This is a genomic window from Nitrospira sp. Nam80 (genome assembly GCF_965152575.1).
This window is the reverse complement of the sequence record NZ_OZ224216.1, coordinates 3335600-3349108: the sequence shown is the minus strand read 5'-3', so window position 1 is coordinate 3349108 and position 13509 is coordinate 3335600. Positions and strand designations below refer to the sequence as shown.

Annotated in this window: 14 protein-coding genes; 13 read left to right on the top strand and 1 reads right to left on the bottom strand. The window is 56.4% G+C overall.

Annotated features, from left to right (window positions below; translation table 11 throughout):
• Position 1 precedes the first annotated feature (1 nt).
• The 13 genes from lptB (at position 2) to ACWGXE_RS15620 (ending at position 12358) form a co-directional block, all read left to right on the top strand.
• Positions 2 to 754, top strand: coding sequence for an LPS export ABC transporter ATP-binding protein (gene lptB, locus ACWGXE_RS15680; protein WP_447598852.1), 753 nt, complete (start codon positions 2 to 4; stop codon positions 752 to 754).
• Positions 755 to 776: 22 nt separating this feature from the next.
• Positions 777 to 2291, top strand: a complete 1515-nt coding sequence (gene rpoN / locus ACWGXE_RS15675; protein ID WP_447598850.1) for an RNA polymerase factor sigma-54 — start codon at positions 777 to 779, stop codon at positions 2289 to 2291.
• A gap of 90 nt (positions 2292 to 2381) precedes the next feature.
• Entirely contained in the window at positions 2382 to 2933 is a 552-nt protein-coding gene (gene hpf / locus ACWGXE_RS15670) for a ribosome hibernation-promoting factor, HPF/YfiA family (protein ID WP_447598848.1), read from the top strand.
• Positions 2920 to 3786 (top strand): RNase adapter RapZ, encoded by an 867-nt coding sequence (gene rapZ / locus ACWGXE_RS15665; protein ID WP_447598847.1) that lies wholly within the window; start codon positions 2920 to 2922, stop codon positions 3784 to 3786. The genes hpf and rapZ overlap by 14 nt, the downstream gene beginning before the upstream one ends.
• Before the next feature lie 129 nt (positions 3787 to 3915).
• On the top strand, positions 3916 to 4128 hold the full coding sequence (locus tag ACWGXE_RS15660; RefSeq protein WP_447598846.1) for a MerR family transcriptional regulator: 213 nt from the start codon (positions 3916 to 3918) through the stop codon (positions 4126 to 4128).
• A 14-nt stretch (positions 4129 to 4142) separates the two neighbouring features.
• Positions 4143 to 5252, top strand: a complete 1110-nt coding sequence (gene pilM, locus ACWGXE_RS15655) for a type IV pilus assembly protein PilM (RefSeq protein ID WP_447598845.1) — start codon at positions 4143 to 4145, stop codon at positions 5250 to 5252.
• Entirely contained in the window at positions 5249 to 5803 is a 555-nt protein-coding gene (locus ACWGXE_RS15650) for a PilN domain-containing protein (RefSeq protein ID WP_447598844.1), read from the top strand. The genes pilM and ACWGXE_RS15650 overlap by 4 nt, the downstream gene beginning before the upstream one ends.
• A gap of 3 nt (positions 5804 to 5806) precedes the next feature.
• Positions 5807 to 6424 (top strand): type 4a pilus biogenesis protein PilO, encoded by a 618-nt coding sequence (locus tag ACWGXE_RS15645; protein WP_447598843.1) that lies wholly within the window; start codon positions 5807 to 5809, stop codon positions 6422 to 6424.
• 11 nt (positions 6425 to 6435) lie between these two features.
• Positions 6436 to 7047, top strand: coding sequence for a pilus assembly protein PilP (locus ACWGXE_RS15640; RefSeq protein ID WP_447598842.1), 612 nt, complete (start codon positions 6436 to 6438; stop codon positions 7045 to 7047).
• Positions 7044 to 8618, top strand: coding sequence for a type IV pilus secretin PilQ (locus ACWGXE_RS15635; protein ID WP_447598841.1), 1575 nt, complete (start codon positions 7044 to 7046; stop codon positions 8616 to 8618). Before ACWGXE_RS15640 ends, ACWGXE_RS15635 begins: the two co-directional genes overlap by 4 nt.
• An 18-nt stretch (positions 8619 to 8636) precedes the next feature.
• Entirely contained in the window at positions 8637 to 9797 is a 1161-nt protein-coding gene (gene aroC / locus ACWGXE_RS15630) for a chorismate synthase (protein ID WP_447598839.1), read from the top strand.
• A 167-nt stretch (positions 9798 to 9964) separates the two neighbouring features.
• Positions 9965 to 11095 carry a 3-dehydroquinate synthase gene (gene aroB, locus ACWGXE_RS15625; protein ID WP_447598838.1) on the top strand — a complete coding sequence of 377 codons (1131 nt, stop codon included), beginning with the start codon at positions 9965 to 9967 and terminating at the stop codon, positions 11093 to 11095.
• Positions 11096 to 11098: 3 nt separating this feature from the next.
• A complete protein-coding gene (locus ACWGXE_RS15620) occupies positions 11099 to 12358 on the top strand; it encodes a GAF domain-containing protein (RefSeq protein ID WP_447598837.1) in 1260 nt (419 codons plus the stop codon).
• A 10-nt stretch (positions 12359 to 12368) separates the two neighbouring features.
• On the opposite strand, the gene ACWGXE_RS15615 is transcribed toward ACWGXE_RS15620, so the two are convergent.
• Positions 12369 to 13340, bottom strand: coding sequence for a hypothetical protein (locus tag ACWGXE_RS15615; RefSeq protein ID WP_447598835.1), 972 nt, complete (start codon positions 13338 to 13340; stop codon positions 12369 to 12371).
• Positions 13341 to 13509: the final 169 nt, after the last annotated feature.

The following is a 13509-nucleotide window of genomic DNA, read 5'->3' as shown; positions in this document are numbered from 1 at the left end:
CATGGAATCGAAGCGCGAGCCGATTTGCATTCAAGAGCGCCTTTCCGCCGCTGGCTTGGCCAAAAGTTTTCGCGGGCGCAAAGTCGTAAAAGGCGTCTCATTGGATGTACGGGCGGGCGAAGTGGTCGGCCTGCTGGGGCCGAATGGAGCTGGAAAGACCACGATCTTTGACATGATGGTTGGCCTGTGCCAACCGGATGAAGGGGATATCACGCTCAATGGGGGACGGATCACCGACCTGCCGATGTACAAGCGGGCCAGAAAGGGTATCGGCTATCTTCCCCAGGAGTCGTCGGTATTCCGGCGGCTTTCCGTTGAGAACAATATTTTGGCGATTTTGGAAATGCTCGGCTATTCAGGAGCGGAGCGGAGCGAGCGGATCGAAGTGCTGCTGAAAGAATTGGACCTCGTCCACATCCGAAAGAGTAAAGCGTACGCCTTGTCCGGAGGGGAGCGTCGGCGGCTGGAGATCACGCGGGCGTTGGCCACAAGTCCCTCGTTCATGCTGTTGGATGAGCCGTTTGCCGGAATTGATCCCATTGCCGTCGCCGATATTCAGCAGATTATTACGCGGCTCAAGCAGCGGCAGATCGGCGTGCTCATCACGGATCATAATGTCCGCGAAACCCTGGTAATTACCGACCGCGCGTACATCATCAACGAAGGATCGATCTTGGAAGCCGGCCCGCCTGATGTAATCGAGAAAAGCGAAACGGCGCGAGCCGTGTATTTGGGTGAAGGCTTCCGGTTGTGATGGAAGGCAGAGGCGTAGCAATATGAAATTACGGCTCGATCTCAAGCTCAGCCAACGGCTTATCATGACGCCGCAGTTACAGCAGGCGATCAAGCTGCTGCAGCTCTCGCGGCTGGAATTGCAGCAAAGCCTCCAGCAACACTTGATGGAGAATCCGCTGCTTGAAGAGCTTGCCGCCGAAGTTGAAGAGGCCGAGGAGGCTGCCCAGGAACAGAACCAGGAGGAACTGCCGCTTGCGTCCCCGACCAGTGAGTCACCGGCCGAGGACGAGCGACCGAGCGACAGCTCGGAAAATCTCGAAGAGCTATCCGCCGGGAGTTGGGAGGACTATTTCGATAGTGATATCCGCCGGGGAGATTCGGAATATTCCTCTTCCTCGCAGGACGAATTTCCCTCGTATGAGCAAACGGTCGCCAAGACGGCATCCCTTGAGGATCATCTGCTTTGGCAGTTATCTCTCTCGGGGTTGTCCGAGCGGGACAAGGAAATCGGTCGCCTGATCATCGGGAACCTCGATGATGATGGTTATCTTCGGATTTCATTGGAAGAACTCGTATCCGGCACTCCCTATTCCGTCCAGGAGACCGAGGCGGTGCTCAAGGATATCCAAGGATTCGATCCGACGGGCGTCGCCGCGCGTGACTTGTCGGAATGCCTTCTCTTGCAATTAGGGTTTCTCCACCGAAGTCCCATCGGCTCGCTGGGGGCCAGGCCCGGCGGCGTCAAGGGCGCCGTTGTGGAAGGTATTATCTTGCATCATCTGAAGGATCTTGAAAAGAGGCAGTATGCGCGGATCGCCAAAGCGTTGAACGTCGGATTGGAAGACGTGTTTCAAGCAACCAAATTGATTGAAGCGCTCGAGCCGAAACCGGGCCGGCCCTTTTCAAACACTCAAAACTACGTGATTGTGCCGGACGTGTTCGTCGTCAAAAATGAAGGAGAGTGGCAGGTCCTGCTCAACGATGACGGGCTTCCTCGGATGCGTATCACCCCGTATTACAAGCAGATGATGGGGGCGGGACAATCAGGTTCCGCGGAAACCAAAGCCTATCTGGACGACAAGCTTCGGGCGGCGCAATGGGTGATCCGCAGTATCGAGCAGCGCAACAAAACAATCGTGAAGGTGGTTTCCAGCATCGTGAAATTTCAAGAAGCATTTTTTGAACAGGGCATTCAATATCTCAAGCCGCTGGTGCTCAAGCAGGTGGCCGAAGACATCGGCATGCACGAATCCACGATCAGCCGGGTCACCGCGAACAAGTACATGTATTGCCCACAGGGGATGCTGGAGCTGAAATTCTTCTTCAGCGCCGGGCTTCAGCGGGCAGACCAACCGTCCGATATGCTGTCGTCGGTCACGGTACGTGAAATGATTCGAAAAATGGTTGCGGAGGAAGATGCGAAGAAGCCGCTCAAAGACGAGGAAATCGCCGCTCGGCTGCGCACACAACAGGTGATGATTGCGCGCCGGACCGTAGCAAAATACCGCGCGGAAGACAACATACCGTCCGCCAACCAACGCAAGCGGTTCTTTTAAGGGGACCATGCACCCAGTGGGCGCGGCGACGATGAGTGCGAGGTTCCCATCTACGAATACCATTCTCCATCCGAAATCAGCGAGGTCGGGATGCGATTGATGATTACCGGTAGGCACGTCGTCATTACCTCCGCCCTGAGACAATACATCGAAACGAAAATGCGGCGCTTGGATCGATACGGCGTCAGGTTGACCACTCTCCAGGTCTTGCTGGGCGTGGAAAAGTTACACCATGCGGCTGAAGCCATCGGCGTGTTTCACGGCAGGCGCCTTCAGGCCAAAGCCACGACGCAAGAGATGTATGCCTCCATCGACCAGGCAGTCGATAGATTGGAAACCCAGATCCGAAAGGTCAAGGACAGAATCGTGAATCATAAGGTGCGATGGAACGAGCGTCGAGCACCGGATCTGCCCGTCGCTCGGTCCTCCAGCCCCATGGCGTTGGATGTCAGCAGACCGGTCTTGCGCCAATTGAGCTTGGACGAGGCGTTGGCTGAATTGGACGGTGAATCGACCGGTGTGCTCGTGTATCAGGACTCGGGTTCCGGAAAACTGCAGGTTGTTCAGCGCCACCCGGACGGCCGAGTGTCGTTGATCGATCCGGAAGAGCAGCGCATCCGCACCTCGCATGCCAGGACTTAATCTCGTCATTGTCAGCGGTCTTTCCGGTTCGGGAAAGAGCCATGCCTTGAAGTGTTTTGAGGACACCGGGTACTTCTGTGTCGACAACCTCCCACCGGCATTGCTTCCCACGTTCGTGGAACTCTGCACCCAGCAAAGCGGTGAGATTAAGAATGTCGCTCTCGGCATCGACATCCGCGAGCGGGTATTTTTTGCCGACCTAGTGGAAAATCTGGATCAGCTGAAAACCTCCGGCCATGCCGTGCATTTGGTGTTTTTGGAGGCGCGGGAAGAAATTCTGGTTCGAAGATTTTCCGAGAGCCGTCGCCCTCACCCCTTGTTGCCGCACATGCCGGTTCTTGAAGGCGTCCGGTTTGAAAAGGAGCAACTGGCCGAATTGCGAAAACATGCCGACAGGATCATCGATACGTCGGATATTACCGTTCATGAACTTCGGGATCTTCTCACCCGGGAATTTCGGCAAGACAGCCGCGCCAAGAGGCTGACAATTTCCCTGGTCACGTTCGGATATAAATTCGGTGTTCCGTACGATATCGACCTGCTGTTTGATGTGAGATTTCTCCGCAATCCGTTTTTTGTGCCCGAGTTAAAGCCGCTGACCGGCGAGGATGCCAAGGTACAAGAGTACGTGTTGCGCGATCCCTTCGCAGCACCTTTTCTTGAACAACTGGAAGGCCTTTTCAAGTTTCTGATTCCGCTTTTCGAACGTGAACAACGCAGTTACGTCAGCATCGGCATCGGATGCACGGGCGGACGACACCGCTCCGTGACGATCGCCAAGCGATTGCAGGACACCTTCGCCTCGCTCGGCCACGACGTGTCGATCACCCACCGCGACCTTCTTAAATCGTAAAGTTTTCATAGTATTGTCTCGGTCCGTTGCGGCTCGCCTCGGTTGGCGGGTTTCTTGACAGGTAGACTATACCAACTATACTTAGTTTGTGTGCGGGCAAGAATCAATTAATGTCCGTTGAGGCTATGCGTGAAGACGGTGAAGGCCGCAGCAAGAAAGAAACTGTATAAGACGAATGAAATCTGTGACTTGTTCGATATTTCACGAGCGACGTTATTCCGGTGGGAGCGGCAAGGTCTCATTTCGGGGCCTCCCAGGGACTGGAGAAACTGGAGGCTCTACACGGCGGACAATGTCGAGCAGATCAGGCAGGTGATGCAGGGACGGAAAGAGGTCGCCTAGAGGAGAACAGGAACATGCTCGGATCCCTGAAAGGTTTGCTTGACACCAGCGTCTTTTCCATGTTTTCCGCGAAACGGCAACTGCTCGGCCTCGATATCGGCTCAAGCGCTATTAAATTGGTCCAGATGAAAGAGAACCGCGGGCGCTACCTGCTTCAGAAATTCGGGGTAAAGGAATTGGAACCGGAAGTCATCGTGGACGGCACGGTCATGGATGAAGGTCGAGTGGTGTCGGCGATCAAAGAATTGGTGGAAGAGACGGGCACGAAGATCAAACAGGTAGCCATTTCAATCTCTGGTCATGCGGTCATTATCAAAAAGATCGGTTTGCCTCCCATGCCGGATGACGAACTGGAAGGCCAAGTCAAATTGGCCGCTGAGCAGTACATCCCGTTCGATATCAACGAAGTGAACCTTGATTTCCATGTCCTGCCTCCGTCGCAATCGCCGGTCGATGATCAGAACGAAATGTCCGTCATTCTGGTTGCGGCCAAGAAGGACAAGATCAATGAGCTGACCGAGTTGGTCAAAGCGGCGGGACTTGCACCTATGGTCATGGATGTCGATGCCTTTGCCATCGAGAATATGTACGGGGTCAATTATCCGGACGTGGCGGATGATACGACGACCCTCGTGAACATCGGGGCCAGCGTGATGAACGTGAACATTGTACGGGGAGGTGTGTCGCTGTTTACCCGCGATATACCGATCGGCGGCAATCGCTACACCGAAGCCGTGCAGCGGGAGATGGGAGTCTCGTATGAAGAGGCGGAACAGCTCAAAAAGAACGACCCGTCCTCGAAGTCCGATCCGGCGGGCGTGAGTTCGGTCATCGACAGCGTCAATTCGGAGGTCGCTTCGGAGATCGCGCGAACGATCGATTATTTCAAGACGACGTCCGACGACGGCGAGATCGCACGGGTGCTGCTCTGCGGCGGCGGAGCGAGAATCAAGGGCCTGCCGCAACAGCTGCATGATCGCATGCATTTGGATGTTGAGATTGCCGACCCGCTCGCCGAAATCGACACATCGATGTGCGATCAAGATCCGGAGAAATTGAGCGAGCTGGGTCCATTGGCCGCCGTTGGAGTCGGCCTCGCATTGAGGACAGTGGGGGATCGATGATCAGAATCAATCTTCTAGCCGCCGGCCCCAAGGCGAGGAAAGCGAAGCCGCAATGGGATGTCCGAGCCGAAGCATTCCTCGGCGTGGGAGTATTGCTCGTTACGTTGGGCGGCTGCTGGTGGTATTCCGCCATGTTGGATGAGGAACTGGCGACCCGACAGGCTGAAAAACAAGACAAAGAAAAACAAGTGGCGGTGCTGAAAGAGCAGGTCAAGCAGGTTCAAGATTTCGAGGCGAAGAAAAAACAGCTCGAGGACAAGAATCGCATTATCGAGCAATTAGAAAAAGCGCGGACCGGTCCTGTCCGGGCTTTGGATAATGTCAGCCAGAGTCTGGAGCCTTTGAAGGTATGGCTTCTCAAAATGAATGTGAAGGGGAACAGTATCGAACTCGAGGGCCGCGCGATTACGAATGATGATATCGTCGAATTCGTGAATAATCTTCGGCGCACGGATTACTTCACGATCATTCGTCTGCAAGAAAGCCGCGCCGCCGTTGACAATAAAGTGAATCTCTATCAGTTCAAGCTGGACCTGTCGATGAAAGGTTAGAGCATGAGTCTGATCGATCTCAACCTGGACTCCTTGCGCGGCATCCCCACGATTCAGAAGGTGGCGTTGCTGGGACTCTTCATGGCCGGCATCCTGGTGGCGTTCTATTACTATATTGCTGACCCGAAGACGCTGGAGATCGAGGCCGTTCAGGGACAGGTCGCCCAACTCGATACCGAGATCCAGACTTTGACGATCAAGGTCAAGCATCTCGACGAACTCGTGGCCGCCAGCAAGCAATTGGAGATTGAATTGGCGAAAAAGAAGGAACGGTTGCCGCCGGAGGAAGAAGCGGTCATGTTGCTGAAACAGGTCTCCGATCTGGGGATTCGGCTGGGCTTGGATATCAGACTATGGAAACCGGGCGCGCAGAGCGAAGATGCCTCCAAGCTGTTCGTCCGTATGCCGGTGAACGTGGAAGTGACAGGCGGATATCACACGGCCGCGTTGTTTTTCGATCGGATCAGCAAGTTCCCCCGCATCATCACGGTGTCCGACGTCAAGATCGGATCGCCGCGTGTCGACCAAGGACGTGTTGTGACGCAGACGGTCTTTGATTTGGTGGCCTATGCGGCACCTCAGGAAAAAAAGTCCGGCCCTGTTGTTGAGGCGAAAAAATAAGGAGTCGGGGAATGGGTGGACAGAGACTTTCGGGAGACCGATCGCGTGGGCGCGGACACGGCGTCATGCCGATTGCGGGTGGAATCGGCCTCATCGTCTGTCTGCTGCCCCTCATGGCGGCGGGACAGGTCAATACGATACGTCCGTCTGATTCATTGAAGATGCCTTCCGTGCAAGAACTTCCGCGACAAGAGCAGAACGCGAACATGCCCGGTCTTCTGCCGGCGGGCAATCTGTCCAGATCCGAGCCGGCCGTCGCATCGATAGGAGGGGAAGCAGCCTATGACCCATCGGGCCGCCGCGACCCATTTGCCCCGATCGTCGAGAACAACAATCAGGGGCAATCCGATGCGGTGTTGCCGCCGCTGCAGCGTATCGGTCTCACGGAACTGAGCCTTATCGGCGTTGTCTGGGGGGCGTATGGGTATACGGCGATGGTTCAGACCCCGGACGGTAAGGGGTACAGCATTCGCCGAGGGACCAGAGTCGGCCCTAACAACGGCGTGGTCAGTTCAATAACCGAGCGGGGAATCATCGTACAGGAGCGGTTCACCGATGTGTATGGGAACAAACAGGAGCGGGAATACGTCAAGCTCTTGCACGCAAAAGAGGGCATAGAATGAAACAGCCATACGCGGACACCAAACATTGTCTCAGCATTGCGGTCGTGGCCGGACTGTTGGCGGCGGCCGGCCCGCTCAATGCGGCGTCGGACACCGAGGCAGACGGACGGCTCCGGATGTCGGCTGGATCCTCTGATTCGGCTCTCGACAAGAGGTCGATCGGCCAAAGGCGCACGGCTGTGTCCTCCATCCCGCCGGTCTTGGTTTCGCAGCGGAGCCCTAAGGCGCTTCTCAGAGCCAGGACGGTTCAAATGACGTCTGAGAATGACATGAGGAAGGAAGACAAGGTCACCGACGAATCCAGTTCGGAACTGGTTACCGGTCAATCTCGATACGTCGGCCGGCGTATCTCGCTTGATTTTCAGCAGGCGGATATCAGCAATGTACTACGGTTAATTGCTGAAGTGAGCGGCTTCAACATCGTGGTAGGCGAGGGTGTGAAGAACAAGGTCACGATGAAATTGGCGAATGTCCCCTGGGACCAGGCTCTCGACATGCTGTTGAAGATGAACGGGCTCGGCATGATCCGGCAAGGCAATATTGTTTGGGTGGACACGCTGACGAATATCGCCAAACAACAGGATGAGGAGGCCCGCGCGAAAGAATCCAAAGCCAAGGCCGAACCGATCGTGACACGAGTCTTCTATATTCGAAACCTGAACGCGCAAGAAGTTCAGCAATCGCTGAGGCAGTATATGAGCCCGCGAGGGGTGATGAACTTTAGTCAGGCCAGCAACGCGCTGATCGTGAGCGATACCGAGACCAAGATTGCCGTCATGCGCCAGCTGGTGGACGGATTGGATCTTGAAGTCCCGCAAGTGCAGATTGAAGCGAGAATCGTCCAAGCCGACACCACCTATACGCGATCGCTCGGCGTGCAATGGGGTATTCAGAATATCAATCAAATGGGATCGAGCAGCGGAACGGCGGCGTTCCGCACGGGCACGACCGGAGGGTTCGCTAGTCAAGTCTCGGACTTCCTCGTTAATCTGCCGGCGAATCCCGGCTTTCCGTCGGTGCCTGGCGCCGGCTTTACCATCGGGAAGACAGATGGAGCGCTCTTGGACGTTCGTTTGTCTGCGGGAGAACTCCTCGGTCTGACAAAGGTCATCGCGGCCCCGAAGGTGACGACGCTGGACAAGCGCGATGCCAAGATCGCTCAGGGTGAATCCATTCCCTTTCAGACGACTTCGCTTCAGGGCACGCAGACCACCTTCGTCGACGCCAACTTAGAGCTGAACGTCACCCCTCAAATCACCTCCCGAGATCCGAGAGAGATCGGGAAGCTGATCCTGATGAAAGTGCGGGCCACGCGCAATGCGGTGGGCGCGCGCAGCAATCCGGCCGGGCCCAGCATCGACCGTCGGGAAGCGACCACGCAGGTCCTCGTGCGGGATGGAGAAACCATGGTGATCGGCGGCGTGTTCGTTGACACCCAAAACAACAACGTGGCAGGAATTCCCTATCTTTCCAGGGTTCCGGTGCTCGGTTGGCTGTTCAAGCAGAAGACCGAGAACGTGACCAAACAAGAGCTCCTGATCTTCTTGACACCCAGCATCGTAAAGAGCTAAAAATCGCCACCATCGGCGATGTTACGATATCTCAATGGGGGCGAATCCCACGGGAAGTATCTCCTCGCGGTTCTTGAAGGTGTTCCCTCTGGGCTTGCTCTGACAGCAGACATGATCAATCACGATCTGGCCCGCCGCCAGAAGGGGTATGGGCGGGGCGGCCGGATGCGTGTCGAGCAGGACCGGGTCGAATTTGCCTGCGGTGTGCGAAAGGGCACAACAATCGGGAACCCTCTTGGTTTGCTCATTGCGAACAAGGATTGGGAGAATTGGAAGGATGTTATGGCTGCGGAGCCCGGCCCGACGCCTCCTGAGAAAGTCGTGACGAGACCACGTCCAGGTCATGCGGATTTGGTGGGTGCGATTAAATATGGGCATCGTGATGTGCGCAACGTCCTTGAAAAGGCCAGCGCCCGGGAAACGGCGATCCGGGTGGCGATCGGTGGCGTGGCGAAGGCCTTATTGAGCCACTTCGGGATTGGGGTCATCAGTTATACCGTCGAAATCGGAGGTGTCGTGGCGGACTGCGGGGCCAACCCGCTGGAGGCCTATAAGAGAGCGGAGCATTCCGATGTCCGGTCGCCGGATGCGGATGCAGGGGCCAAAATGATCGAACAGATCAGGACGGCCAAGCATCGCGGAGATACGCTAGGAGGGGTCTTCGAGGTAGTGGTGACCAACCCGCCCGTTGGTTTGGGAAGTTATTCGCAATGGGATCGCCGTCTGAGCGCCAGGCTAGCCATGGCAGCCATGAGCATCCAAGCGATGAAAGGCGTCGAGATCGGCATGGGGTTCGATGCGGCACGGCGATTCGGCTCGGAAGTACACGATGAAATCTACTATGACCGGACCGACAAGGCCTTCATCCGGAAGACCAACAACGCCGGAGGCTTGGAAGGAGGCATTACGAACGGCGAGCCGATCGTCATGCGGGTGGCCATGAAACCCATTTCAACCTTGTACAGTCCTAAGAAAAGCGTGGACATCATTTCAAAAGAACCGTTCGATGCCACCGTCGAACGTTCGGACATCTGTACCGTTCCGGCGGCCGGCGTCGTGGGCGAGGCAGTGATTGCATTCGAAATCGCCAACGCGATGGTGGAGAAATTCGGCGGCGACAGTCTCGATGAAATGAAGCGGAATTTTGACAGCTATCAAGCTTATGTCAGAGACTTTTAGTTTGCCGGTGGCTATGTTACCATCCGCATCGCTTTGACCACTTCTCCTCGATTCATTCTCATTGCCCAGAGAGCCGCTGTGTTCAGCGGCGTCTCCTTGGGCATCCCTATTGGAACATGGCTGGGCCGGGCGCTGTCTCGATGATCGGCGGTTCGTCTGGTGGCACTGTGCCCGTCGAACTCGGCGAACGCAGTTACCGTATTCTTATCGGCCGGGGCCTGCTCTCGGACGTCGGCGCGACTCTCAAACAGCTTCAGTGCACGGGTAAAGTCGGCATTATAACCGATAGGAACCTGGCCCGCCGGTACCTCAAACCTGTGACGCATTCCGTTGCAGAAGCCGGGTACCGGCCCATCGCCGTCGTTCTTCCTCCTGGTGAACGGACGAAATCGCTTCGGACCATTTCGCACATCCTGGATGAATTGGTTCGCCGGAAATTCGAGCGCGGGTCCATGTTAGTCGCGCTGGGCGGTGGAGTCATCGGAGATCTGACCGGCTTTGCCGCCGCCATTTATTTGCGGGGCATCCCTTTCATCCAGCTTCCGACCAGTTTGGTCGCTCAAGTGGACTCCAGCGTGGGCGGGAAGACGGGAGTCGATCATCCGCTGGGGAAGAATCTGATCGGCGCGTTCCATCAACCGCGTTCGGTGCTGGCCGATACCGCCACCTTGCGCACGCTTCCGCCCCGTGAATGGATTGCGGGGTTGGCGGAGGTGATCAAGTACGGGGTCATCGCCGATGAGACCTTCTTTGAGTTCCTGGCGGGAAACATGGAGCCTATTTTGAACCATGACGAGGACGCGGTACTGCGAATCATCACGCGCTCATGTGAGATCAAGGCTCACATCGTGGCCGAGGATGAACGGGAATCGGATCGCCGGCGAATTTTGAATTTTGGTCATACGATTGGACATGCGCTGGAGGCGATGACAGGGTATCGAAGTCTCATCCACGGAGAGGCCGTGGGTATCGGTATGGTGCAGGAAGCGGATCTAGCGAGACATCTCGGACTGTGCGACACGGACGCCGTCGAGCGCATCCGGTACATCGTTAAGGCGGCCGGCTTGCCGCATGAGTTACCGCGCATTTCATTTCCGAAGCTGTGGAACGCGATGCAGACCGATAAGAAGGTCGCCCAAGACACCGTCTATTGCGTTCTGCCGAAGCGAATCGGGCAGGTCGCGATCGTTCCGCTGGACCGGCAGGATTGTGCGATATGGTTCGCGGAAGCGACCGGCGGGAGACAGGCGCCGGGTCGGCGTAGGCTGCGGGCCCCCGGTGGGTTCAACCGGCGTTGATCGATGGATACCAAACGACATCAGACGGTGGTGCAACTCGAAAGGGCGTTACGGGAAAAGACCCGCGAGGTCGATACGCTGCATCGGATCAGCGAATCGATCAGCAATACGCTCGATCTCGAGGCCGTGCTCAAACATATCGTCGATATGGTGGTCGAGGTCACCAACGCGGACGCCTGTCTGTTGTATTTGCTGTCCGACACCCGGGATGAGCTGATCCTTCGAGCATCGAAGAACCCGCATCCCAAGCTGATCGGACGAATCACCATCGGCTTAGGCGAAGGCATCACCGGCTGGGTCGCCCGGGAACGCACCCGAGTCATCATCCCCAGCAACGCCAGCGACGATCCGCGTTTCAAGTTTTTCCATAACCTTCCTGAGGACCGATATCAGGCCTTCATTTCAGTTCCCGTCATGGCTAAACAGGAAGCGGTCGGTGTCATCAACGCTCAGCATAAGCGCGCGCGGCGGTACCGCGAGGATGAAATCGCCCTGTTGTCCACCATTGCGAATCAGGTGGGCGGCGCGATCGAGAACGCCCGCCTGTACGAGCAAATGAAACGGAAGGTCATGCAATTGGACACGCTGTCTCAGGTATCGGCGACCGTCTCCTCAAGCCGGCTCATCGACGACGTGCTTCAACTCATAGTGACCATGACGGCTCAAATGATGGGATCGAAAATCTGTTCCATCATGCTGTTGGACGAGTCATCGAACGAATTACGCATCGGCTCGACGCAGAGCTTGAGCGAACAATACCGGCGGAAACCCAACGTGAAGGTGGGACAAAGCATCAGCGGGCGGGCCGTGCAGGAGCGCCGGCCGATCATTGTTGCCGACGTCACGCGGGAACAAGATTTTATGTATCGCGAACTCGCGCAGCGGGAGGGATTGTGCTCGCTGCTGTGCGTCCCCATGATGGTGAGGGAGAAGGCGATCGGAGTAATCAACAGCTACACGTCCAAACCCCATGTGTTTACGACCGAGGACGTCAAGCTCTTGCAAGCTATCGGCAATCAGGCGGCGATTGCCATCGACCATACGACTCTGCTCGAAAAATCATTCGAAATGCAGGAAGCCCTGCAAGTGCGCAAATTGCTCGAGCGCGCCAAAGGCTATTTGATGCGGTCCAAGAAATTGTCCGAGGAAGAGGCGTTCAAGCTCATCCAACGGCAGAGCATGGATCTGCGGAAATCGATGCGGGAAATCGCGGAAGCTATTCTTTTGGCCGGTGAAATCGAGGAGAAGGCCGGACGGAAGTAAGAGTCACAGCTTACTGAGCTTTCTTTGGCGCCGGCGCGGACTTTCCCGCTTGCTCGGCCTGTTGATCGAGCTGGCGTTTGATCGCTCCGAGTTCTCTGCGCAATTCTTCCAGTTCGCTGTCTTTTTTCTTCATGTCCGCTTTGAGGCCTTCCAAATCGTTTGTCCGTGAAGCAGGGGCCTCGCCGGGGGCGCCTGTCTTGGCGCCGCCTGAAGTAGGCGGTTGTTTGGAGGGCGCCGCAGTTGGAATTGCGGCGTCGACGGGCGCCGCCGGCTGTGACACCGGGGCCTGGGCCAAACGTTGTAAATCGATGATGAGGGTCTTTCCAAAATCATCGTTGGAAAACGTCGGGGGAGAAAGATCCGATCGCAAGGCTACGTCGGGACTGAAGAGGATGTCGCGCCTGATTAGACCCGTTTGATCCGGAAGATGTCGGTTCGGCATGCTGACCGTGTCCGGCTGCTCAGGGCGGAGACGATATTCCGACAGCGTGAGGTAGAGCGACCGTCCATAAGCATAAACGCTGCCGGACGTAAACTCCCGCGGCGAAAGGCTGAGGGGCGGTTCGGAAGATCCTACTGCGGCTCCATTTCTCTCCGAATAGCCCGGCGTTCCTGATTGAATGACACGGAATCCGACCTGCTGATCTGGCGCGGCGCGTGTGAGCGCCTGCTCAATGATAGGAGCGAGAAATGCGATGTCTTCTTCAGAAAATGCGGCGTTGATATTCGATCGGCCGACCACCAGGGTGTGCAGAACATCCTGCTGCTCGCGAATCAATACTCCGCGGAGGGTCCGGGCAATCAGGTTGCGGTCCAGCTTGATGGGATGCGCCGCCTGGAAGCGGGGATCGGGAATGCGCTCGAGATAGACCGAGCCGCGGGCCGCGTCGGTTTGAATAGTCTCGTCAATTTGCGGCCGGTTCGCGCATCCGCCGACGCACAGAAGTCCAGCCAATAGGAACGGCAGACAATGATGTCGCATAGGTCTCAGGATAGAACCATGAAGCGCCAGTGTAACACAGCCGCCATAGGCATATCTTGTCTTGACAGAGGCTCATGAGTCGGTATACAAGTAGCCCCCATATTTGGCAGGAGTGAAGACAATGGAGTCCTCGCTTTTGCCGAATCGTGACGAGGACAAAGGCGTCCTT

Coding starts and splice junctions, on each gene's coding strand:
- rpoN (WP_447598850.1), top strand. CDS start 777: ATGAAATTACGGCTCGATCTCAAGCTCAGCCAACGGCTTATCATGACG.
- aroC (WP_447598839.1), top strand. CDS start 8,637: ATGTTACGATATCTCAATGGGGGCGAATCCCACGGGAAGTATCTCCTC.
- hpf (WP_447598848.1), top strand. CDS start 2,382: ATGCGATTGATGATTACCGGTAGGCACGTCGTCATTACCTCCGCCCTG.
- ACWGXE_RS15640 (WP_447598842.1), top strand. CDS start 6,436: ATGGGTGGACAGAGACTTTCGGGAGACCGATCGCGTGGGCGCGGACAC.
- ACWGXE_RS15650 (WP_447598844.1), top strand. CDS start 5,249: ATGATCAGAATCAATCTTCTAGCCGCCGGCCCCAAGGCGAGGAAAGCG.
- ACWGXE_RS15645 (WP_447598843.1), top strand. CDS start 5,807: ATGAGTCTGATCGATCTCAACCTGGACTCCTTGCGCGGCATCCCCACG.
- rapZ (WP_447598847.1), top strand. CDS start 2,920: ATGCCAGGACTTAATCTCGTCATTGTCAGCGGTCTTTCCGGTTCGGGA.
- ACWGXE_RS15635 (WP_447598841.1), top strand. CDS start 7,044: ATGAAACAGCCATACGCGGACACCAAACATTGTCTCAGCATTGCGGTC.
- ACWGXE_RS15620 (WP_447598837.1), top strand. CDS start 11,099: ATGGATACCAAACGACATCAGACGGTGGTGCAACTCGAAAGGGCGTTA.
- lptB (WP_447598852.1), top strand. CDS start 2: ATGGAATCGAAGCGCGAGCCGATTTGCATTCAAGAGCGCCTTTCCGCC.
- ACWGXE_RS15615 (WP_447598835.1), bottom strand. CDS start 13,340: ATGCGACATCATTGTCTGCCGTTCCTATTGGCTGGACTTCTGTGCGTC.
- pilM (WP_447598845.1), top strand. CDS start 4,143: ATGCTCGGATCCCTGAAAGGTTTGCTTGACACCAGCGTCTTTTCCATG.